The sequence below is a fragment of the Spirillospora sp. NPDC048911 genome (assembly GCF_043198015.1).
GTDB lineage: Bacteria > Actinomycetota > Actinomycetes > Streptosporangiales > Streptosporangiaceae > Spirillospora.
Genome location: NZ_JBICUD010000003.1, coordinates 879,060 through 899,586 on the forward strand (window position 1 = coordinate 879,060; position 20,527 = coordinate 899,586).

Annotated in this window: 19 protein-coding genes; 14 read left to right on the forward strand and 5 right to left on the reverse strand. The window is 72.6% G+C overall.

The features are described 5' to 3' along the window. Positions 1 to 18: 18 nt before the first annotated feature. Positions 19 to 441: a limonene-1,2-epoxide hydrolase family protein gene (locus tag ACGFNU_RS17965; RefSeq protein ID WP_392594823.1), complete on the reverse strand. Its 423-nt coding sequence runs from the start codon at positions 439 to 441 to the stop codon at positions 19 to 21. Positions 442 to 490: 49 nt separating this feature from the next. Here ACGFNU_RS17965 and ACGFNU_RS17970 point away from each other — a divergent pair, with 49 nt between their 5' ends. From ACGFNU_RS17970 to ACGFNU_RS18005, 8 genes are all read left to right on the forward strand, one after another. Next, on the forward strand, positions 491 to 3,619 hold the full coding sequence (locus tag ACGFNU_RS17970) for a BTAD domain-containing putative transcriptional regulator (RefSeq protein ID WP_392594825.1): 3,129 nt from the start codon (positions 491 to 493) through the stop codon (positions 3,617 to 3,619). 114 nt (positions 3,620 to 3,733) lie between these two features. Further along, the gene (locus ACGFNU_RS17975) at positions 3,734 to 5,335 is read left to right on the forward strand and encodes an MFS transporter (RefSeq protein WP_392594827.1); all 1,602 of its coding nucleotides are present in this window, start codon (positions 3,734 to 3,736) and stop codon (positions 5,333 to 5,335) included. A 34-nt stretch (positions 5,336 to 5,369) separates the two neighbouring features. Next, a complete protein-coding gene (locus ACGFNU_RS17980; protein ID WP_392594829.1) occupies positions 5,370 to 6,311 on the forward strand; it encodes an SPFH domain-containing protein in 942 nt (313 codons plus the stop codon). A 3-nt stretch (positions 6,312 to 6,314) separates the two neighbouring features. Then, positions 6,315 to 6,584 (forward strand): hypothetical protein, encoded by a 270-nt coding sequence (locus ACGFNU_RS17985; protein ID WP_392594830.1) that lies wholly within the window; start codon positions 6,315 to 6,317, stop codon positions 6,582 to 6,584. 3 nt (positions 6,585 to 6,587) lie between these two features. After that, positions 6,588 to 7,214, forward strand: a complete 627-nt coding sequence (locus tag ACGFNU_RS17990; RefSeq protein WP_392594831.1) for a GPP34 family phosphoprotein — start codon at positions 6,588 to 6,590, stop codon at positions 7,212 to 7,214. A 100-nt stretch (positions 7,215 to 7,314) separates the two neighbouring features. Further along, positions 7,315 to 8,841 carry an MFS transporter gene (locus ACGFNU_RS17995; protein WP_392594833.1) on the forward strand — a complete coding sequence of 509 codons (1,527 nt, stop codon included), beginning with the start codon at positions 7,315 to 7,317 and terminating at the stop codon, positions 8,839 to 8,841. Between the two features lie 62 nt (positions 8,842 to 8,903). Continuing rightward, positions 8,904 to 9,485: a thioredoxin-like (seleno)protein gene (locus tag ACGFNU_RS18000; protein WP_392594835.1), complete on the forward strand. Its 582-nt coding sequence runs from the start codon at positions 8,904 to 8,906 to the stop codon at positions 9,483 to 9,485. Positions 9,486 to 9,533: 48 nt separating this feature from the next. Beyond that, positions 9,534 to 11,036 (forward strand): hypothetical protein, encoded by a 1,503-nt coding sequence (locus tag ACGFNU_RS18005; protein WP_392594837.1) that lies wholly within the window; start codon positions 9,534 to 9,536, stop codon positions 11,034 to 11,036. 3 nt (positions 11,037 to 11,039) lie between these two features. On the opposite strand, the gene ACGFNU_RS18010 is transcribed toward ACGFNU_RS18005, so the two are convergent. Together ACGFNU_RS18010 and ACGFNU_RS18015 are read right to left on the reverse strand one after the other, a co-directional pair. Beyond that, the gene (locus tag ACGFNU_RS18010) at positions 11,040 to 11,528 is read right to left on the reverse strand and encodes a cupin domain-containing protein (protein WP_392594839.1); all 489 of its coding nucleotides are present in this window, start codon (positions 11,526 to 11,528) and stop codon (positions 11,040 to 11,042) included. A gap of 23 nt (positions 11,529 to 11,551) precedes the next feature. Continuing rightward, entirely contained in the window at positions 11,552 to 11,959 is a 408-nt protein-coding gene (locus ACGFNU_RS18015) for an organic hydroperoxide resistance protein (RefSeq protein WP_392594841.1), read from the reverse strand. An 85-nt stretch (positions 11,960 to 12,044) separates the two neighbouring features. On the opposite strand from ACGFNU_RS18015, the gene ACGFNU_RS18020 reads away from it, so the two are divergent. The 3 genes from ACGFNU_RS18020 to ACGFNU_RS18030 all read left to right on the forward strand — a co-directional run bounded on the left by ACGFNU_RS18020 (position 12,045) and on the right by ACGFNU_RS18030 (position 14,191). Further along, positions 12,045 to 12,500, forward strand: coding sequence for a MarR family winged helix-turn-helix transcriptional regulator (locus ACGFNU_RS18020; protein WP_392594843.1), 456 nt, complete (start codon positions 12,045 to 12,047; stop codon positions 12,498 to 12,500). Positions 12,501 to 12,641: 141 nt separating this feature from the next. Continuing rightward, complete coding sequence (locus ACGFNU_RS18025) at positions 12,642 to 13,328, forward strand: lysophospholipid acyltransferase family protein (protein WP_392594845.1); 687 nt, start codon at positions 12,642 to 12,644, stop codon at positions 13,326 to 13,328. Between the two features lie 50 nt (positions 13,329 to 13,378). Beyond that, complete coding sequence (locus tag ACGFNU_RS18030; protein ID WP_392594847.1) at positions 13,379 to 14,191, forward strand: ATP-binding protein; 813 nt, start codon at positions 13,379 to 13,381, stop codon at positions 14,189 to 14,191. Here the strand turns inward: ACGFNU_RS18030 and ACGFNU_RS18035 are convergent. After that, a complete protein-coding gene (locus tag ACGFNU_RS18035; protein WP_392594849.1) occupies positions 14,188 to 15,615 on the reverse strand; it encodes an MFS transporter in 1,428 nt (475 codons plus the stop codon). The two genes, ACGFNU_RS18030 and ACGFNU_RS18035, sit on opposite strands and share 4 nt — an antisense overlap. 112 nt (positions 15,616 to 15,727) lie before the next feature. Between ACGFNU_RS18035 and ACGFNU_RS18040 the strand changes: the two genes are divergently transcribed. Further along, the gene (locus ACGFNU_RS18040) at positions 15,728 to 16,321 is read left to right on the forward strand and encodes a TetR-like C-terminal domain-containing protein (protein ID WP_392594850.1); all 594 of its coding nucleotides are present in this window, start codon (positions 15,728 to 15,730) and stop codon (positions 16,319 to 16,321) included. Positions 16,322 to 16,389: 68 nt separating this feature from the next. Further along, positions 16,390 to 17,652 (forward strand): alpha/beta hydrolase family protein, encoded by a 1,263-nt coding sequence (locus tag ACGFNU_RS18045; RefSeq protein ID WP_392594852.1) that lies wholly within the window; start codon positions 16,390 to 16,392, stop codon positions 17,650 to 17,652. A gap of 13 nt (positions 17,653 to 17,665) precedes the next feature. Here ACGFNU_RS18045 and ACGFNU_RS18050 read toward each other — a convergent pair whose 3' ends face one another. Continuing rightward, the gene (locus tag ACGFNU_RS18050; RefSeq protein WP_392594854.1) at positions 17,666 to 18,733 is read right to left on the reverse strand and encodes a mechanosensitive ion channel family protein; all 1,068 of its coding nucleotides are present in this window, start codon (positions 18,731 to 18,733) and stop codon (positions 17,666 to 17,668) included. 139 nt (positions 18,734 to 18,872) lie between these two features. Here ACGFNU_RS18050 and ACGFNU_RS18055 point away from each other — a divergent pair, with 139 nt between their 5' ends. Further along, positions 18,873 to 20,516: a CocE/NonD family hydrolase gene (locus ACGFNU_RS18055; protein ID WP_392594856.1), complete on the forward strand. Its 1,644-nt coding sequence runs from the start codon at positions 18,873 to 18,875 to the stop codon at positions 20,514 to 20,516. Positions 20,517 to 20,527 lie beyond the last annotated feature (11 nt).

Consider the following 20,527-nt stretch of genomic DNA (forward strand, 5'->3'; position numbering starts at 1 on the left):
GCCCTTCGGCCGCACCGGTCAGCGAGAGGACTTCATCCGCGTGCTGACCGCCGCCGCGAGAGCCGTGAGGCCGCCTCTCGCGCTGGCGGTGAGGAAGGTGGCCCAGTCGAAGTAGTCGCGCCAGAGGACGATCTTCTCGTCCTCGACCTTGAAGGTGCCGCAGACCCAGAACTCGGCCCTCCAGGCGCCCGCCTCGAGGACGTCGGTGCGCTCGGTCAGGACGACCGGGCCGTTGGCGGCGATGTTGTGGATGCGCGCCTCGAAACCGGTGCCGTACCGGCCCATGGTGCGCAGGGTCCGCTCGACGGCCTGGTAGCCGCGGGCGGGCGGGAGCGGGACGTTCTGGTAGACGATCTCGGGCGCCGCGTAGGTGAGGGCGCGGTCGATGTCGAGATCCTCGAGAGCGGCGAGGAAGTCCTGGACGGTCTTGATCTCGGACATGGCAGGCTCCATGGCTCGGATACCCCCACGCTAGTAGAGAATCGGGACCATGCAATTCGGCATCCTGGGGCCGGTCGAGGCCCGGCGGGACGGGCGGCCCGTGCCGGTGGGCGGGCCCCGCGTGCGGGCGCTGCTGGCCTTGCTGGCACTGGACGCCGGGCGGCTGGTGCCCAGCGAGCGGCTGATCGACGGGCTGTACGGCGAGGAGCCGCCCAGCGGGGCCGCGAACGCCCTCCAGTCCCAGGTCTCGCGGTTGCGGCGGGGCCTGGGGGCGGCGGAGCTCGTCGAGGGGCGGACCACGGGTTACCGGCTCGCGATCGATCCGGAGGACGTCGACGTTCACCGGTTCGGACGGCTGGTGAAGGAAGGGCGGGGCGCGCTCGCGGGTGGAAATCACGCGGCGGCCGCGGAGCTGCTGCGGGAGGCGCTCGGGCTGTGGCGCGGGCCCGCGCTGGCGGATCTGACGGCTCCGTTCGTGGCGGGACAGGCGGCGCGGCTGGAGGAGCTGCGGATCGCGGCCATCGAAGACCGGGCCGAGGCCGAGCTGGGTCTGGGCGATTACGCCGTCCTGCCCCTGCTGCAGGAGCTCGTGGCCGAGCATCCGCTGCGAGAGCTGACGCACGGGCTGCTCATGCGGGCGTTGTACGGGAGCGGGCGGCAGGCCGAGGCGCTCTCGGTGTACGAGGACGTGCGGGAGCGGCTGGCCGAGGAGCTGGGCGCGGACCCGTCGGCGGAGCTGGCCGAGGTGCATCTGGCGATCCTGCGGGGGGACGTCGCGCAGCCTCCTCCGGCCGCGGTGGCCACTCTGCCCGCGCAGTTGACCACGTTCGTCGGACGCGAGGAGGAGCTCGCGCGGGTGGGCAAGCTCCTCGGTGAGGGACGCCTGGTCACGCTGCTCGGGCCGGGCGGGACGGGCAAGACGCGGCTGGCGATCGAGGCGGGCGGGCGCGAACGCGGCGAGGTCCGCTTCGTCGACCTCTCGGCGGTGGTGAACGGTTCGGATCTGCCGCAGGCACTGCTCGGCGCGCTGGGAGTGCGCGAGCACGGGCTCCAGGCCACACCACTGGAGCAGCAGCCCGAGCCGGCCGAACGGCTGGTCGCGGCGGTGAGCGACCGGAACCTGCTGCTCATCCTCGACAACTGCGAGCAGGTGATCGAGGACGCGGCGAGGCTGACCCATCGGCTGCTCACCGCGTCCCACGGGTTGCGGGTGCTCGTGACCAGCCGCGAGGCGCTGGCCGTCACCGGCGAGGCGATCCTGCCGTTGCGGCCGCTGGACCTCCCGCCGGCGGGCGCCGGGCTGGCGGACGCCCTCGGGTCGCCGGCGCTGCGGCTGTTCGGCGACCGGGCGGCGGCGGTGCGGCCCGACTTCGAGATCACCGCGGCGAACCTGGACGCGGTGCTGCAGATCTGCACGGCGCTGGACGGGTTGCCGCTGGCGATCGAGCTCGCGGCGGCCCGGCTCCGGTCGCTGCCGGTCGAGGAGATCGCGGCGAGGCTGGACGACCGGTTCCGGTTGCTGTCGCGGGGCAACCGCACGGCCGCGCCCCGGCACCAGACGCTGCGCGCGGTGGTGGAGTGGAGCTGGGGCCTCCTCGCGAACGACGAACGCGAGCTGGCGCGGCGGCTGACGGCCTTCTCGGGAGGTTTCACGCTGGAGGCGGCCGCGCGCGTCTGCGGACCGTCCCTGTACGAGGTGGACGATCTGCTGGCCGGGCTCACCGACAAGTCGCTCGTGCAGAGCGACGGCGGACGCTACCGGATGCTGGAGACCGTGCGGGCGTTCTGCGCCGAGCGGCTGGCCGAGGCGGGCGAGGAGGAGGAACTGCGGCGCGCGCACGCCGCGTACTTCCTCGACCTGGCGGAACGGGCCGAGCCCGAGCTGCGGGCCGCCGACCAGCTCGACTGGATGGCGCGGCTGGCCGCCGAGGGCGGCAACCTGCGGGCGGCGCTGCGCTGGGCCGTCCGGGCCGAACCCGCTACGGCGATGAACCTGATCGGCGCCCTGTCCTGGTACTGGTGGCTGCGCGGCGTGCGCAGCGAGCTCGGGCCGCCCGCCGCCGAGCTGCTCGGGCACTACGGCACCGAGCCGCCGGAAGGGCTCACCGAGGAGTACGTGCTCTGCGTGGTCCACGCGGGCGCGAGCGGCGCGCTCGGCGACGGCGTGGCGGCCTACATGCGCGCCGCGGAGTCGGTGATGGACCGCGTCGGGATACCCGCGATGCCCAAGCGGGTGAGCGTGCTGGTCCTGTGGGCGATGTCCAACCCGATCCCCGACCGCGCGGAGATCGACGAGCGCCGGCGGCATCTGATGATGAACGCCGATCCCTGGCTGCACGCGCTCGACGGCTTCAGCTCCGGCTACCAGTGGATCTTCGGCGGGGAGTTCGAGGCCGCGCGGCCCGCGTTCGACGAGGCGCTGACGCGGTTCCGGGCGCTGGGCGACCGCTGGGGCATCGCGAACACGCTGGACGGGCTCGCCATGATCGCGGAGCTGGGCGGCGAGCTGGAGCGCTCCCTGGAGCTGCTGGACGAGGCGTTCGCCCTGGTCGAGCAGCTCGGCGTGCTGGAGGACATGGTCGACCTGCTGCGCCGGCGCGCGGAGGTGTTCATCCGCGGCGGCGACCTGGCGGCGGCGCGGGCCGAGTACGAGCGGGCGGCCGAGTTCGCCGGCCGGTCCGGCTCACCGCAGAAGGTGCGGACCGCGCGGCAGGGGCTCGGAGACGTCGCGCGCCTCGACGGTGACCACGCCACCGCGCGCGAGCTGTACGAGGAGGTGCTGGCCGGCTCGGGTGCCGACTGGGGCTGGACGGCCGAGATCGGGGCGCGGGCCCGGCTCGGGCTGGGGTGGCTCGCCGTCACGGAGGGCGATCTCGCCGCCGCGCGGGCGCACTTCGTCGCCACGATCGACAGCGAGTACGAGCACGTCTACGCCCAGACCGTGGCCGAGGCGGTGGCGGGCATGGCGGCGGTCGCCCTCCGGGAGGGCGACGCGGTCCGGGCGGCGACGCTCATCGGGGGGACCAGGATCATCCGGGAGTCCGCCGAGACCGCCCACGACATCATCCGGGTCACGGCTGAGATCCGGAAGCACCTGGACGACGACGCGTTCGAAGCGGCCAGGGGTAGGGGGCTGGCGATGACTCAGCAGGAGGCGCTCGCGCTCGCCCGCGCCTGACCGAGCGAGCGCGCCTCACGGCCGGGCGCGGCTGGGGGCGCGGCTGACCGGACGGGCACGCGACGGTCAGTGGACGGTGCGCGGGTGGTCAGCGCCGTCTCCCACGCTGACCGCATGAACTCCGCAACCCCTCGGACGGACTCCGCTCCGCTCTCCAACGCACGCAAGTGGGGCACGTTCGCGATCTGCGTCCTGCTCGCCCTCGTCCCCAACATCGACCTGACCGCGCTCAACCAGGCCGTCCCGCATCTCACCGCCGACCTGAACCCGTCGGCGACCCAGATCCTCTGGATCGCCGACTCCTACGGCTTCGTGCTGGCCGGGCTGCTGATCACGATGGGCGGCGCCGGCGACCGGATCGGGCACAAGAAGCTGCTGCTCATCGGGACGGTGCTGTTCGCGGCGGCCTCCGCGGTGACCGCCTACGCGCCGAACGCCGAGCTGCTCATCGCGGCGCGGGCGCTGCTCGGCGTCGCCGGCGCCACCCTCATGCCGTCGGCGCTCTCGCTGATCCGGCGGGCGTTCACCGATCCCAAGGAACGCACGATGGTGGTCGGGATCTTCTTCGGGATCGGCGGGCTGGCCGTCGGGCTCGGGCCGGTGGTCAGCGGCGCGCTGCTGGACCACTTCTGGTGGGGCTCGGTCTTCATGATCAACGTGCCGATCATGGCGCTGGTCCTGGTCGCCGGGTCGTTCGTGCTGACCGAGTCCCGCGAGCTGGTCGCCGGCCGGCTCGACCTGCTCAGCGTGCCGCTGTCGATCGCCGGCATCCTCGGCCTGGTGTACGCGGTCAAGGAGGCCGCGGTGGACGGGTTCGCGCAGGCCGAGGTCGGTGTGGCCGCCCTCGCCGGCGCCGTCGCGCTGGTGCTGTTCGTGCTGCGGCAGACCCGGCTGGCCGAGCCGCTGATCGACGTCCGGCTGTTCCGGCGCGGCGCGTTCACCGGCGCCGTCAGCACCAACATGTTCGCGATGTTCGCCCTGGTCGCGCAGTCGCTCATCTTCTCGCTCTTCTTCCAGCTGGCGCTGGGCTGGTCGCCGCTGAAGGCGGGCCTGGCCGGGCTGCCGGGGGCGCTCGGCGCGATGATCGGCGGCGCCGCGCTCGCCCCGCCGCTGATCGGCGCCCTCGGCCGGGCCCGCGTCGCCGCCGCCGGGCTCCTGATCTCGGCCGCCGCGTTCGCCGGCTTCGTGCTGGTCGGGCTGGACACCGCCTACCTGGCGATGGTGCCGCTGATGGTCCTGTCGGGTCTCGGCATGGGCATGGCGATGACCGTCACCGCCGACACCGTGCTGGCCTCGGTGCCGAGGGAACGGTCCGGCGCCGCGTCGGCGATCTCCGAGACCGCGAACGAGCTGGGCGGGGCGCTCGGCATGGCGATCCTCGGCAGCGTGCTCAACGCCGTCTACCGGAGCTCCGTCGATCTTCCGTCGGGGTTGCCCGCCGACGCCGAGCACGCCGCCGGGGACTCGCTGGCGGGTGCCGTCACGGCCGCCGGTTCCCTCCCGGCGCAGCTGGCCGCCCAGGTCACCGATGCCGCCAAGGCCGCGTTCACGGACGGGATGCACGCGTCGATGATCTGCAGCGCCACGTTCGCCGGGCTGGTGGCGGTGAGCGCCCTCGTCACGCTCCGGAACGTGCCGAAGGTCATCCCGGAGATCACCGACGAGGAACCCGTCCGCGCCCCTTCTGGAAAAAGTGATATCACTTTGCTAGATTGATGCCATAGGCCCCCCGGCCAGCGAAGGAGCGACCATGACCGAGCCCACCCTCGACCCCGCACCCGTGGACATGCCGGCACCGCAGATCAGCGAACGTCTCGCCGGCGGGAAGAACGGCTGGGTGATGGTGGCGCTCGCCCTGCTCCTGTTCGGCGGCGGCGTGGGGCTCGTCGTCCTCGGCTTGGTCCGCATCGCGTCCGGCGGCGGCAGCGACGCCGCCGGCGCCGCCGCCATCGTGGTCGCGATCATCGCCGTGATCGCGAGCCTCGTGGTGGCGGCCGGGCTGACGCCGGTGGCGCCGAACGAGGCGCGCGTGCTCCAGCTGGTCGGCGCCGGGTACGTCGGAACGCTCCGCGCCCCGGGGCTGCGCTGGGTCAACCCGATCACGCAGCGGCGCCGGGTCTCGACCAGGATCCGCAACCACGAGACCGGGCTGGCGAAGGTCAACGACCTGGACGGCAACCCCATCGACATCTCCGCGGTGGTGGTGTGGCAGGTGGAGGACACCGCCCGCGCCATCTTCGAGGTGGACGACTTCGTGGAGTTCGTGGCCTTCCAGACCGAGGCCGCGGTGCGCCACATCGCGGGCAGCTTCCCCTACGACTCCGCCGAGCGCATCTCGCTGCGCGAGAACGCCGACGAGATCACGGGGAAACTGTCGGAGGAGATCGCCGACCGGGTGGCCTCCGCCGGAGTGAAGATCATCGAGTCGCGGATCACCAGCCTGGCGTACGCGCCGGAGATCGCCCAGGCGATGCTCCGCCGCCAGCAGGCGGGGGCGGTCGTGGCGGCCCGCCAGCAGATCGTCGAGGGCGCCGTCGGCATGGTGCACGCCGCCCTGGCGAAGCTCGCCGAGGAGAACGTGATCGAACTCGACGAGGAACGCAAGGCCACGATGGTCAGCAACCTGCTCGTGGTGCTCTGCGCCGACCGGGACGCGCAACCGGTGGTCAACGCCGGCTCGCTCTACCACTAGTCCGTGGCCACCGAACGCAAGAAGATCCTGCTGCGGCTCGACCCCGCGGTCCACGACGCGCTGGCCCGGTGGGCGGGGGACGAGCTGCGCAGCACCAACGCGCAGATCGAGTTCCTGCTGCGCCACGCGCTCGCCGACGCCGGGCGGCTGCCCGGCGGGGTGGGGCGGATGCGGCGCCCGGGACGGCCCCCCAAGCCGGCCGACCCGCCCCGGGCGACCGACCCGCCCACGACGATCGACAACGTCGCCGGCCATGACGAGGACGAGGAGTAGCCCATGGTCGAGGTACCCGATTCCCTGCCGGCCAGAATGTTCCTGCTGGCCTACGACGTGACGAAGAAGCGCATGACGGCGCGTTCGCGGCTCGGCTACGTCCTGCGCGGCGCCGCGCTGACCGAGCTCTACCTCGACGGCCGGCTGGGCGAGAAGAACGGCAAGCCCTGCGTCGAGACGGCGGGCGACGACCCGTACGGCCTGCTGCACCAGATCTCCGGCTCGCGACCGCGCTCGTGGCAGCACTGGGTGCGCAAGGACCACCGGGCGATCGTGCGGGCCGTCCAGGCGGAACTCGCGCGGGAGGGCTGGATCCGCGTGGAACAGCACCGGGTGCTGGGGCTCTTCCCCGCGACGCGGGTCACGGTCCGGGACACCCGCGTGGTGAAGGCGCTCTGGGGCGGCGCCTCCTCGGCGCTGCGCGGCACCCCGGTCGCGCACGTCAACAGCTGGGACGCCGCCGCGGTCGCGCTGGCGGCCGCCGGAGACCTGAAGGCCGTCCTCCCGCGCTCGGACCGGCGCCGGTACAAGCGGCGCATCGAGGAGCTGACCGCCCGCAGCGGCCCGGCCGCCAAGGCCGTCCGCAAGGCCGTCGACGCCCAGAACGCGGCGTCCGGGGCCGCCGGGTGACCCTGGCACGGCGGTGCCGCCTCGCTCACCCTCCATTGACAGCCGCCGCGCGCCGGGCGAGGGTGGAAGTGATCTAGAACCGAGCTCTAGAACGGAGCGCATGGGGCGGGTGAGCGCACCGGCCGAGCCCGCCCTCGGCCGGCCGGAGGGCTCCGGGCCGTGGCGGGTCCTCTCGGTCGTCACGCTCGGCACCCTGCTGCTCGTGGTCAACATGACCACGCTCAACATCGCCCTGCCCGTCGTCGCGGGGCATTTCGAGGCGGGCGCGTTCGCGTCGAGCTGGCTGGTCCTCGGCTTCATGCTCGTCCAGACGTCGCTGCTCATGGTGTGCGGGCGGATGTCGGACGTCTTCGGGCGGCGGCGGATGTACCTGTCCGGGCTCTCGATCTACACGGTGGCGAACCTGCTGGCCGGCTTCGCGCCCACGATCGAGGTGCTGATCGCCCTGCGCGTGCTGGCGGCGTGCGGCGGGGCGGTGCTGCTGGCCAACGGCACGGCGATCATCGCGCACGCGTTCGGGCCGCGGCGGCTCAGCGAGGGACTCGGCGTCTACTTCGGCGTCCTCACCGCCGCCCCGCTGATCGGCCCGTCGGCGGGCGGGCTGCTGGCCGAGGCCGCCGGCTGGCAGTGGGTGTTCTGGTTCAACGTGCCGATCGGCCTCGTCGCCCTGGCCTGGGCCGCGCTGTCGCTTCCCCGCGTCCCGCCCAGCACCCGCGAGCCCCGTCTCCCGAGGGGGGACGACCCCCCGCACCCCCCGGAGCGGCTTCGCCGCGAGTCGATCGACGTTCTGGGCGCAATACTTCTTTGCGGCTGGCTCGGCGGGCTGCTCCTCACGCTCCCCGAAGGCGGCTCGCATGGGTGGGCCACGCCGATGTCACTTTCGGGCGCCGCTGCGTTCGTAGTGCTGCTGCCCGTGTTCGCCATGCGGCAGGGACGAGCCCGGTATCCCCTGGTGGAACTGAAGCTGTTCACCGACAAGCACTTCTCGCTCGCCAACCTCGCGGCGTTCTGCAACAACCTCGGCAGGTTCGGCAGCATCCTGCTGATCGCGCTCTTCCTCCAGGCCGTGAACGGGATGACACCGGCGGAGGCGGGCGTGGCCGTGCTGCCCGGACCGCTCGCCGGGATGGTCGCGGCGCCGATGGGCGGCTTCCTCGGCAGGCGCGTCCACTCCCGGACGATCGCGGCCGCCGGTTCGGCGACCGCGACGACCGGGATGCTCCTCGCGCTCCTCGTCCTGGACGAGGACACGCCCTACCCGCTGATCGCACTGTCGCTGGTCCTCGTCGCCGTCGGCGGCGGCGTGTTCACGACCGGCAACACCGCCGCGGTCCTCGCGACGGTCCCGTCCGAACGGCTCGGCGTCGTCAACGGGCTGCGGATGACCCTGCTGAACGTGGGGAACGTGATGGGCGCGGCACTCTGCCTCATGCTCGCCACGTCGGCGCTCGCCGCGGCCGACCGGCGGCTGCTGTACGGGGGCGCCGCCGCGAGCCTCTCCCCCGCCGAGCTGGGCGGCCTGATCACCGGCTACCACCGCGCGTTCACGGTGCTCTTCCTCGCCTCGCTGCTCGCCACGTTCGCCTCCCTCACCAACCGCAGCATCAGCGACCACACGACCGGGTGAGCGCCAGCACCTTGTCACCGATAGTGAGAGCCCGCGGACGTTGCGCTCATTAGCCTGGCCGTATGAGGAAGCTCTCCCTGCTGCTCGCCGCGACGCTGGCGCTCGGCGGCTGCGGCGGACCGGACGGCGGCTCGGGCGATGGCGCCGCGACCGTCCCGCCGGCGCCCTCCGTGACCCCGCCCAGCGCCACGGCACCCGGCACACCGCCGCCGTCGGGCCGGTTGCGGTCGATGCCGGAACGGCTGAGGTTCGAGGGGACGACGCTGGACGGCGAGCCGTTCACCGGGTCGAACCTGGCCGAGCGCCCGGTGGTGTTCTGGTTCTGGTCACCGGCGTGCTCCGCATGCGGGCCGGAGGGCCGCGCCGTCGCCGCGGTCGCCGGACGCTACCAGGGGCGGGTCGCGTTCGTCGGCGTCGCGGGGCCCTCGACCGGCAAGGGCGAGCTGCGGAAGTTCGTGGCGCGGACCGGCACGGGAGGCATCATCCAGCTCGACGATCGCACCGGTCGGCTGGCCAGGCATTTCAAGGTCACCGCACGGTCGTCGTTCCTCCTCATGAAGCGGGACGGCTCCGCGCGGGGCGTCCCGGGACCGCTCAGCGAGGGCGAGCTCGACGGGCACGTGCGGGCCCTCGCGGACGGATGACGAAAAAGCCGGTGCTCTGACCAGGCTGATCATCCTAGAGTGTCCAGAATGTTCCGCAGGCGGCGGCAGGCGAGCCCCATATCGATCTTCGAACACCTCAGCGCGCACCTTCCGGCGGCGGAGCCGGGGCTGCGGGAGGGCGGCGAAGCCCTGCCCGACGAGGGCGCCGGCACCATGTGGGCGCCGGGCGCGCAGGACGGCGTGCTGCTCTACCACTGGGGCGGCGCCGCCGAGCCGCGCGAGGTCGAACGGCTGCGGGAGGCCGTGACGGCGGCCGTGCGCGGGCGGGCGGGGTACGACGAGCTCATCGAGACCGTGCGCGAGGCGCGCGTGATCTCGGTCGTCGACGACCTGCTCGGGTGGGTGCGCGGGTCCGGGCTCGATCCGGAGGCGATCTACCAGCTGGCCTACCGGCTGGCGACCCGGGCGGGCGACCGCGAGGCGGTGAAGCTCGGCATCGCCCTGCTCGGCCTCTACTCCGCCGACCACCACCGCGACGAGCTGCTCACGCTGGGGCGCCACGACGAGTTCACCATCTTCGCGATGGTGGCCCTGACCAACAGCGACGGCGACGTCGAGGCCGACCTGTGGGACCTGGCCCGCAACGTCACCGGGTGGGGCCGCATCCACCTGGTCGAACGCCTGGCCGACACGGGCGACCCCCTGATCCGCGACTGGATCCTGCGCGAGGGCTTCCGCAACGACGTCATGGACCAGTACCTGGCCGGCGTCGCGGCGACGGCCGGCGACCTGGCGGGACGGCTCGCCGACGCGCCCGACGACGACCTGCTCATCGCCGCGAGCGACCTCTTCGACGTGCTGTGCGAGGACGGCGGGCCGGTCGAGGGCATCTCCGGCTACGACGACGGCGAGCGGGCCGCCGGGCTGTTCCTCGGGCACATGGCGACGCGGGCCGACGACCTGCGGCACTACTTCGCGGTCCGGTCCCTCCAGACGTACGCGACGGAGCACTGGCCCCATCTCGCCGACCGCTGCGCCGAGATCCTCCAGCGTCCGCTCTGGGCCGACCTCGCCCGGCTCGGGCTCACCTCGGACGACGAGGCCGAGTTCTACCGCGCGTCCAGGGCGTGCCGGATGCTGGGCGTCCCGACGTTGCAGGCGCATCTCGACCGCGTCCGGGACAAGCCGTACGACCTGCGGCACTGGCACCTGTCCATGCAGGAGGCCGACACGGGCACGCTCGGCCAGGTGCTCGCCCTGGCGGCGGACCTGCTGCCGCTCAGCGGGATCGGGACCGGCCCGGCCGAGGAGGACGGCCACGGCCCGGATTTCGCGCCGCACCGCTGCCTGGACGCGTTCCTGCCCAAGCTCGGCGAATGGCCCGGCCAGGGCTGGCCGATCGTCGCCGCGGGCCTGGCCAGCCCGGTCGTCCGCAACCGCAACATGGCCATCCGCACCCTGGCCGCCTGGGACCAGTCGGCCTGGCCCGGTCAGGCGCGCGACGCGGTGACCGCCGCGCTCGCCCGCGAGCCGGACCCGGACGTGCGGGAACGCCTCCGCCTGCTCCTCGACGGGGACCCCGTCGACTGACGGTCAGACCATGTACTGGTCGTGGCGCAGGTAGATGTCGTTCCACTCCTCGTCGCTGAGCTTGCGGCCGCTCGCCGCGACCTCCGCCAGCTCCTCGAAGTAGCCCTCGCGCGGAGCGCCCGGCGCGAACAGCAGCAACATCGAGGCGGGCCCCTCCGGGTTGCGGAACGCGTGGATCCCGCCCGGCGGGACGAAGAGGAAGTCGCCGGGCGCGGCGTTCACCCAGTGGTCGCCGTCGTACAGGCCGACGACCCCGGACAGCACGAAGAACGACTCGGACATCGTCTTGTGGAAGTGCGGGCCGGGACCGCCGGGCTGCTCCCCCATGTCCCACCGGTACAGGCCGTACTGCCCGCCGGTGGACCGCCCGGTCGCCAGGTAGTGCACGTCGGTGCGGCCGCCGATCACCAGGTCGGGCGCCGAGTCGCCCTTCCACAACGTGCCGCTGACCTCGCCCTGGTCACCGTGGTAGAGCTCCGCCGGGTACGACATCCGTTCCTCCTCGTGTGCGGCCTCTATTCGATCACGAGTTCGACGGGGATGTTGCCGCGGGTGGCGTTGGAGTACGGGCAGACCTGGTGCGCCCGCTCGACCAGCTCACGGCCGCCCTCCAGGTCCTCGGGGAGCTCGACGCGCAGCACCACGCTGAGCCCGAAGCCCTCGTCGACGCTGCCGCCGATGCCGACCTCCGCGGTGACCGACACGTCCTTGACGTCCTTGCGCTCGGCGCGCGCGACCGCGCCCATCGCGCTGGCGAAGCAGGCCGCGTAGCCGGCGGCGAAGAGCTGCTCGGGGTTGGTGCCGTCGCCGCTGCCGCCCATCTCGCGCGGCGGGGCGAGGCGCAGGTCCAGCTTGCCGTCGGAGCTGACGGCCCGGCCGTCCCGGCCACTGGCGGTGGCGACGGCGGTGTAGTGCACGCTCATGATCTCTCCTCAGACCCGTTTACTTGGTACGCAACTTAACATAGCACAACTCAATTGTGCACAATAGAGTTGTAGGATGGAGAACATGACCACGGCATCCGAGGAGCTGCTCCGCCTGGACAACCAGGTGTGCTTCGCCCTGCACGCGACCTCGCGCGCCTTCGACGCGACCTACCGCCCGCTCCTGCGCGACCTCGGCCTCACCTACCCGCAGTACCTGGCGATGCTCTCGCTGTGGGAGCACGGCACGCTGACCGTGAAGGAGCTCGGCCTCGCCCTCCGGCTCGACTCGGGCACGCTGTCCCCGCTCCTCAAGCGGCTGGAGGCCGCCGGGCTCGTCCGCCGCGAACGCAGCGCCCGGGACGAACGGTCGGTGGTCGTCACCCTGACCGCCCAGGGCGAGGCGCTCCGCGCCAAGGCCGCCGCCGTACCGCGCCGCATCCTCGATTCCACGGGCCTGAGCGAGCGGGAGCTGATCGACCTGCGCCGCTCCCTCGAACGCGTCACCGCCGCCCTCGACGCCGCGTCGGCCCAGCTCTAGCCCGCCCGCCCGACCGGCGCCACCGCCGGACGACGGTCCCGCACGCCCTGGGCAAGCGTGGCCCCCTACAAGATCTGCCGCGGGGATGTTGTATCGCGCGGGCAGCGTGCCCGCCGGGCCGCGCTCTCTAGCGTTTGGGGCATGGACGCCGAACGCCTTGTCTACCCCCTGATGAAGCACGTCGTGCTGGGCCCGCCGATGCGCCTGGCCTTCCGCCCCCGCGTCACCGGCCTGCGCAACGTCCCGCGCGGCGGGCCCGTCATCCTGGCCGCCAACCATCTCGCGTTCATCGACTCGTTCGTGCTGCCGCTCGTGGTGCCGCGCCAGGTCTTCTTCCTCGGCAAGAACGAGTACTTCACGCGGCCGGGCCGGCCGGGCCGTGCCCAGGCGGCGTTCTTCCGCGGCGTCGGGGCGATCGCCGTGGACCGCTCGGGCGGCGCCGCCGCCGAGGCCGCGCTCGACGCCTCGGCCGCCGTGCTGGAACGCGGTGACGTCTTCGCCATCCACCCCGAGGGCACCCGCTCCCCCGACGGCCGCCTCTACCGGGGCCGCACCGGCGTGGCCCGGCTGGCCCTGCGCACCGGCGCGCCCGTGGTCCCCGTCGCCCTGCTGGGCACCGACCGCGTCCAGCCGCCCGGCAGGGCGGTCCCGAAACCCGGCCGCATCGACGTGCGGATCGGCGCCGCGCTCGACTTCTCCCGGCGTGCCGAGACGTCCGTGCGCGCGGTGACCGACGAGATCATCCGCTCGATCCAGCAGCTGTCAGGCCAGGACTATGTGGACGAATACGCCCGGCGCGGCGGCTCCGCCGGCCGCCCCCGTGATTAAGGGGGGCGCTCGGGGGGACAAGGTGGCCAAAGAGTCGTCCAACGGAGTCGGTGTTGCTGTTCAGTCTCGAACTGCAGCTCCCGCGCGACGCGGCGAGCGTACCGGTGGCACGAGGATTGCTGGCCTCCTCGCTGGAGGCCCTGGGGGTCGACGACACGATCCAGATCGACATCGAGCTCATGCTCACCGAGGCCTGCACCAACGTCATCCGGCACGCCGAGGCGGGCGACGCCTACACGGTGCAGACGATGATCACGAGCACGCACTGCGTCATCAGGGTGCTCGACGCCGGTAAGGGCTTCGACGCCGAGGGGGCCGAGCGGGAGCGCGCGACGGAGACCGGCCCCGCCCGCGAGCACGGGCGGGGCTTGATGATCATGAAGTCGCTGGCCGACGACATCCGGTTCCGGGTGCTTCCCCGCGAGGGCGCGCTGGTGTCCATGGAGAAGGAGCTGCGGTTCAAGGCGGACGCGCTCGGGCCGAAGCTGGCCGGGATGGAGTCCGCGACCGAGCTGTTCGACCTGGCGCGCGCGGGCCAGACCGAACAGCTCCTGACCCACGTCGAGGCCGGCGTCCCGGTCGACCTCCCCAACGACAGGGGCGACACCTTCCTCATGCTGGCCGCCTACCACGGCCACGCGGACACCGTGCGGGCCCTCGCGGCGCGGGGCGCAGATCCGGAACGGGCGAACGAGCGGGGGCAGCGCCCGCTGGCCGGCGCCGTGTTCAAGCAGCAGGCCGGGGTGGTGCGCGCCCTCCTCGACGTCGGCGCCGACCCGGCCGCCGGCGAGCCGTCGGCCGTGGACACCGCCCGGATGTTCGGCCACACCGAGTTCCTCGACTGGTTCGGCGAGGCGCCCTAGCTCGTGCCCTGGGGGCGGGCCGAGGTCCGCGGCAGCGCCAGGACTGCCAGGAACGCCGCGGCGGCGAAGACCGCGCCTCCGGCCAACGCCGCCGTGATGCCCTCCACCATGCCGTCGTGGGCGCCGAACACGGTCAGCATGACCGCCGATCCCAGGGAGCCTCCCGACCACAACATCGTCTGGGCGACGCCGGACGCGGCGCCCGCGTCCCCGGCGGGCACGCGGGCGAGGATCGTCGCGTTCAGCGGCATGATCGAGAGCCCGCCGCCCATGCCCATCAGGAGGAACGGGCCGAGCACGGACGTCGCGTACGCACTGTCGGGGGTCAGCCGGGTCAGCCACAGGAGTCCCACAACGATCAGCGCCGTGCCCGTGGCGACGATGGGCCGGGCCCCGAACCGGGGCAGGAACTTCGGGACGGAACGCACGAAGACAAACTGCATCCCCACCAGCGGGACGAACGCGGCCCCCGCCCGCAGCGGCTCGTACCGCAGCACCTCCTGGAGGTACTGCGTGAGGAAGAAGAACGCCCCGAAGAAGGCCGCGACCAGCAGGAACTGGGCGGTGTAGGCGGCGGCGCGCGCCCGGTCGGCGAACAACCGCAGCGGCATGATCGGCTGTTCGACCCGCGACTCGATGAGCAGGAACAGGCCGAGCAGCCCGGACGCGGCGGCGAACGCGCCGAGCGTCACCCCGTCCCGCCAGCCGTCGGAGCCCGCCCGGATGAACCCGCCCACCAGGGCCGTCATGCCGAGCGTGGAGGTGAACGTGCCGGCCAGGTCGAACCGGCCGGGCCGGGGCGCGGTCTCGGTGATGAAGCGCGGCGCGAGCAGCGTGAGCGCGGCGCCGACCGGCAGGTTGACGAAGAAGACCCACCGCCAGCTCGCCCACTCGGTGAGCACGCCCCCGAGGATCATGCCGATGGCCGCACCCGCCCCCGTCACGGCGGAGAAGATGCTCAGCGCGCGGACCCGGGCGGCCCCCTCGAAGGACGCGGCGATCAGCGCCATCGCGCTCGGCGCCGCGACCGCCGCCGCGGCGCCCTGCAGGGTCCGGGCCGCGATCAGCAATCCGCCGCCGCCCGCGACGCCGCCCAGCAGCGAGGCGAGGGTGAACGTCACGACCCCCGCCACGAAGACGCGGCGGCGGCCGAAGATGTCGCCCGCGCGCCCGCCGAGCAGCAGCAGGCCGCCGAATGCGAGCATGTAGGAGTTCTGGATCCAGGCGAGCCCGCCGGTGCTCAGGCCGAGGGCGGCGCGGATGTCGGGGAGGGCGATGGTGACGACGGACGTATCGACACCGATCATGAGCTGGCAGCCGACGATCACCGCGAGGGCGATGCCGGGGTGAGGGACGCGCGGCGGGCCGGGCGCCGCGAGGGCACCGGTACGCCGCGTCGAGGAATGCCTCGAGAATGTGGACAAGACGGCCTCCGAGGGCGACGATTTAAGGAACGGAAGCGTTCACTGCAGTGGGAATGTATCGCGCATGCGACCAAAAGGGAACGGTAGCGTTCACTATTTTGGGGAGCGCCTGGTGAGCCCCGAGACGCGGCGCCGCGGCAGCGCCCTCGAAGCGGCGATCTACGCGGCGGTCCTGGAGCAGCTCGAAGCGGTCGGCTTCCGCAAGCTCACGATGGAGGGCGTGGCCGCCGCCGCCCAGACCGGCAAGGCCGCGCTCTACCGGCGCTGGGACGGCAAGGAGGAACTCGTCCGCGACGCGCTCCTGCACGCCCTGCCCTCGCCGGAGGACATCGCGGAGCAGGACGACATCCGGTCCGACCTGATGGAGCTCCTCGGCCACTACGCCAACATGATCAACTCCACCAGCGGGGCGGTCTTCCAGGTCCTCAAGGAGGAGGGCCCGGAGAGCACCGGCCTGCTGCACACCGCGATCCGCGAACGGGTCTCCGGGCCGCTCAAGATCCTGCTGCACCGGGCGCTCGAACGCGGCGTCGAGCGCGGCGACGTGCGGCCCGAGGCGGCCACCCGCGAGATCGCCCTCGTCGGGCCCTCCATGTTCATGTACCAGTGCGTCGTCGAGAAGCCGCAGATCTCCGAGGAGTTCCTGCGCATGGTCGTGGAGGACGTCATGCTCCCGATCGTCCGGCCTGACGAAAGTCGGGGGTGACGGCTGCCGATCGACCATGATCGCGGCCCGCGGACGGCCGCCAGGCTGGGCCCATGCACCACGGAACCATGCGACCCAGAACCCTCGCGCTCACCGCGCTTCTGCTTCCCTTGCCCCTGGTCACCGCCGCCTGCGGAGCCGACGCCGCCGCGACGCGCACCTCGAACACCGCGCCGGCCACGGCGGACGGCACGCGGCCCGTGTCGTTCGAGCTCCCCGCCCCCACCGGCAGGCAGGCCATCGGCACGACCGAGCTGCATCTCGTCGACAAGGCCCGCCGCGACCCGTGGGGGCGGGGCAAGAGCCGCGAGCTCATGATCAGTGTCTGGTATCCGGCGCGGGCGAACACGCTGCCGCGCGCCCCCTACCTGCGTCCTGCCGTGGCCGAGCTCGCCGGCCAGGCCGAGGCCTTCGGCATCTTCAAGCCGGGCTCGGTCGACTGGGCGGGCGCCCGCACCCACGCGGCCGAATCCGCCCCCGCCGACCCGAGCCGCGGCGCGCGCCCGGTCGTGCTCTACTCACCGGGATTCGGGGTGCCGCGCGCCGTGGGCACCACCGCCGTCGAGGAGCTGGCCGGCCGCGGCTACGTCGTGGTGACCATCGACCACACCTACGAGGCGTCCCTCATCGAGTTCCCCGGCGGCCGCGTCGAGCAGCAGACGCTCCCGCCGCAGAGCCCCGCGCGGACGCGGACGGCCATCGACACCCGTGTCGCCGACACCCGCTTCGTCCTGGACCGGCTCGCCGCCCTGCGCGCCGGGCGCAACCCCGACGCGGAACGGCGGGCGCTCCCCCGCGGGCTCGGCGCGACGCTCGACCTGTCGCGGATCGGCGCCTTCGGGCACTCGGCGGGCGGCATCCAGGCCGCCGAGGCCATGCGCGCGGACCGCCGGATCGACGCCGGGATCGACCTCGACGGCACGATGCAGTACGCGCCCGGCGACCTCGTCCAGGTGGCGAGGACAGGGCTCGACCGGCCGTTCATGCTGATGGGCGCGGCCACGGGCGGGGAGCTCCAGACCCACCTGACCAACCCGTCCTGGGGATCGTTCTGGAAGAACTCGCGGGGCTGGAAGCGCGACCTCAACGTGCCGGCCGGAAGCCACTACAGCTTCACCGACCTCCAGGCGATCCTGCCCGCCGTCGGCAGGCAGGTCGAGCTTCCCGCCGACAAGGTCGAGAACTTCGTCGGCACCGTGGACGCCGGCCGGATGGTGGCCTCGCAGCGCGTGTACGTCACCGCGTTCTTCGACCGCCACCTGCGCCGTCTGCCGCGTCCCGTGCTGAACGGCCCGTCGGCGCGGCACCCCGACTTCCGTTTCGTCCGCTGACTCCGCTGCGAACTCAGCTGTAGGGCTGGTCGAGGGCCGCCGGATCCTTGGGGCGACCGTTCGCCATGAGGATCTGGCGCGTCGGGAACGGGATCTCGATGCCCTCGGCCTGGAACCGGCGGTGCAGGCGCTTGATGAACTCGTGCTTGATGCGGAACTGCTCGCCGAACTCGTTGATCCGCAGGATGGCCGTGAAGTCGATGCTGGAGTCGGCGAACGTGTGGAAGCGCACCAGGACCTCGGCGTCCTTCACGCCGCCCTCGACCTCGTTCATCACCTCGCCGCCGACCTCGGTCACGACCTTCTCCACCCGCTCCAGGTCGCTGTCATAGGCGACGCTGGCCTGGATCAGCAGCGACATGTCCTGCGCCGGGCGGTGGAAGTTGGTGAGGATCGACTTGGAGAACTCCGCGTTCGGGATGACCTCGATGTTGTCCGACAGCGTGCGAATCGAGGTGTTGCGCCAGTTGATGTCGACGACGTACCCCTCCTGGCCGCTGCTCAGCTTGATGTAGTCGCCGGGCTCCATGGTCTTGGACGCCAGCACGTGCACGCCCGCGAACAGGTTGGCCAGGGTGTCCTGGAGCGCCAGGGCCACCGCGAGACCGCCGACGCCCAGGGCGCCGAGCAGCGGTGTGATCGACACCCCGAGGCTCTGCAACATCACCAGCATGCCGATGCCGAGGACGAGCACCCGGGTGATGTTGCCGAAGATCGTGACCGAGGAGTCCGGTCCCTGCCGGGCCAGCGTGACCGAAGTCACGATGCCCGCGATGAGCCGGGCGAGCGCGAAGGTGACGCACAGGATGATGGCCGCCGAGAACACCTTGGCGGCGATGTTCTTGGTCTCTTTCTCGGGTTCAAGGATCAGCGTCGCGATCCAGCCTCCGCCGGTCAGCGCGACCGGCACCGCCAGGTCGTGCAGCAGCTTGGCCGCCAGGTCGTCCCAGGCCCAGCGGGTGTCGCCGGCCCGGCGGGTCAGCCGCCCCAGCACGATGCGGAGGCCGACCGCCAGCGCCAGCGCGCCCACCACCACGCAACTCGCGGCGATGATCTCGGGCCACGTCGGCTCATGCGTCAACGGATCTCTCTCCCTCTCGGTGACCGCGGCTCTGCCGATAATCACCCGTTCGCGGCATTACTCCCAACCCCGTCCGATGGTAGTGAACCGTGGCACATCGGGGGACTAACCCCGAAGACAGCCGATTACGATCACAGACATGGAAGGCCTGGGACTGATGCGCCGGCTGGGGGTCTCGGCGCTGGGACTGCCGAACGGACCCCACCGGGTGACGATCCGGCGGGACCTCGAGGTGCCGGTCGCCGACGGGGTGACGCTGCTCGCGGACCACTACGCGCCGGCGGACGCCGACCGCGCGCCGACGATCCTCGTCCGGTCCCCGTACGGGCGGCGCGGGCCGTTCGGCCTGATGTGCGGCCAGACGTTCGCCTCGCACGGCTTCCAGGTCGTGGTGCAGAGCGTGCGCGGCGGGTTCGGCTCCGGCGGGGTGTTCGAGCCGCTGGACGAACGCGAGGACGGGCTGGCCACCGTCAAGTGGCTGAAGGAACAGCCGTGGTTCGGCGGCACGTTCGCCATGCACGGCCCGAGCTATCTCGGCTACGTGCAGTGGGCGCTCGCCGCCGAGGCCGGGCCTGAGCTGCGGGCGCTGTCCATGCAGGTGACGGCCTCCACGTTCCGGGACGCGGTGAACGTCGGCGGCACGTTCGCGCTGGAGTCGGCCCTGATCTGGGTGGACGTCACCGCGCGGATGAAGCATCCGCTGTCGGGCATCACCACCGGGATCATGTCGCCGCGCCGGGCCCGCCGGGCGACGCTGTCCGGCCGTCCCCTCGGCGAGCTCGACTCGCTCGCCACCGGCACCACGCAGCGGTTCTTCCAGGATCTGCTCACGAACGGCCCGGACACCCCGTTCTGGGACAAGCGCGACTTCAGCCCGACGGTGTCGCAGGTCGAGGCCCCGGTGAACATGACCGGTGGCTGGTACGACATCTTCCTGCCCTGGCAGCTCAAGGACTACGCGGCGCTGCGCGCGGGCGGGCACCGGCCCTACCTCACCATCGGGCCGTGGTTCCACGCCGACGGGAAGATGATGCGCGACTCGATCAGCGAGTCGATCCGCTGGTTCCGCGCGCACCTGCTGGACGATCCGGCCGAACTGCGCGACGAGCCCGTCCGGCTGTACGTCACCGGCGCGGGCGAGTGGCGCGACTTCCCGGACTGGCCGGTGCCGGGCATGCGGGAGGAACGCTGGCACCTGCAGCCCGAAGGCGGGCTGTCACCGGACGCGCCGCCCGAGTCGGAGCCGGACGCCTACCGGTACGACCCGGCGCATCCGACGCCGTTCCTCGGCGGGCCGACGCTGCTCGGGGACACCCGCCCGCAGACCGACCAGCGCCGCCTGGAGCGCCGCCGCGACGTGCTGACGTTCACCTCGGCCGAGCTCACCGATGATCTGGAGGTCATCGGACCCGTCTCGGCCGATCTCCACGTCAGGTCCGACCGGGAGCACACGGATTTCGTGGTGCGGCTGTGCGACGTCGCGCCCGACGGCACCTCGCTCAACCTGTGCGAGGGCATGCGGCGCCTCGTCCCCGGGCCTCCCGAGGCGGACGGCGCCGGCGTCCGGCGCGTCGCGGTGGAGCTGTGGCCGGTGGGCCACCGGTTCAAGGCGGGCCACCGCGTCCGCGTGCAGGTCTGCAGCGGGGCCTATCCGCGCGTCGCCCGCAACCCGGGCACGGGAGACCCCATCGGCACCGCCACGCACATGGTCACCGCCGACCAGGAGATCTTCCACGCCCCAGGTCACCCCTCGGCGATCGTGCTCCCGGTGCTGCCCGGCTGAGCGGGAAACGC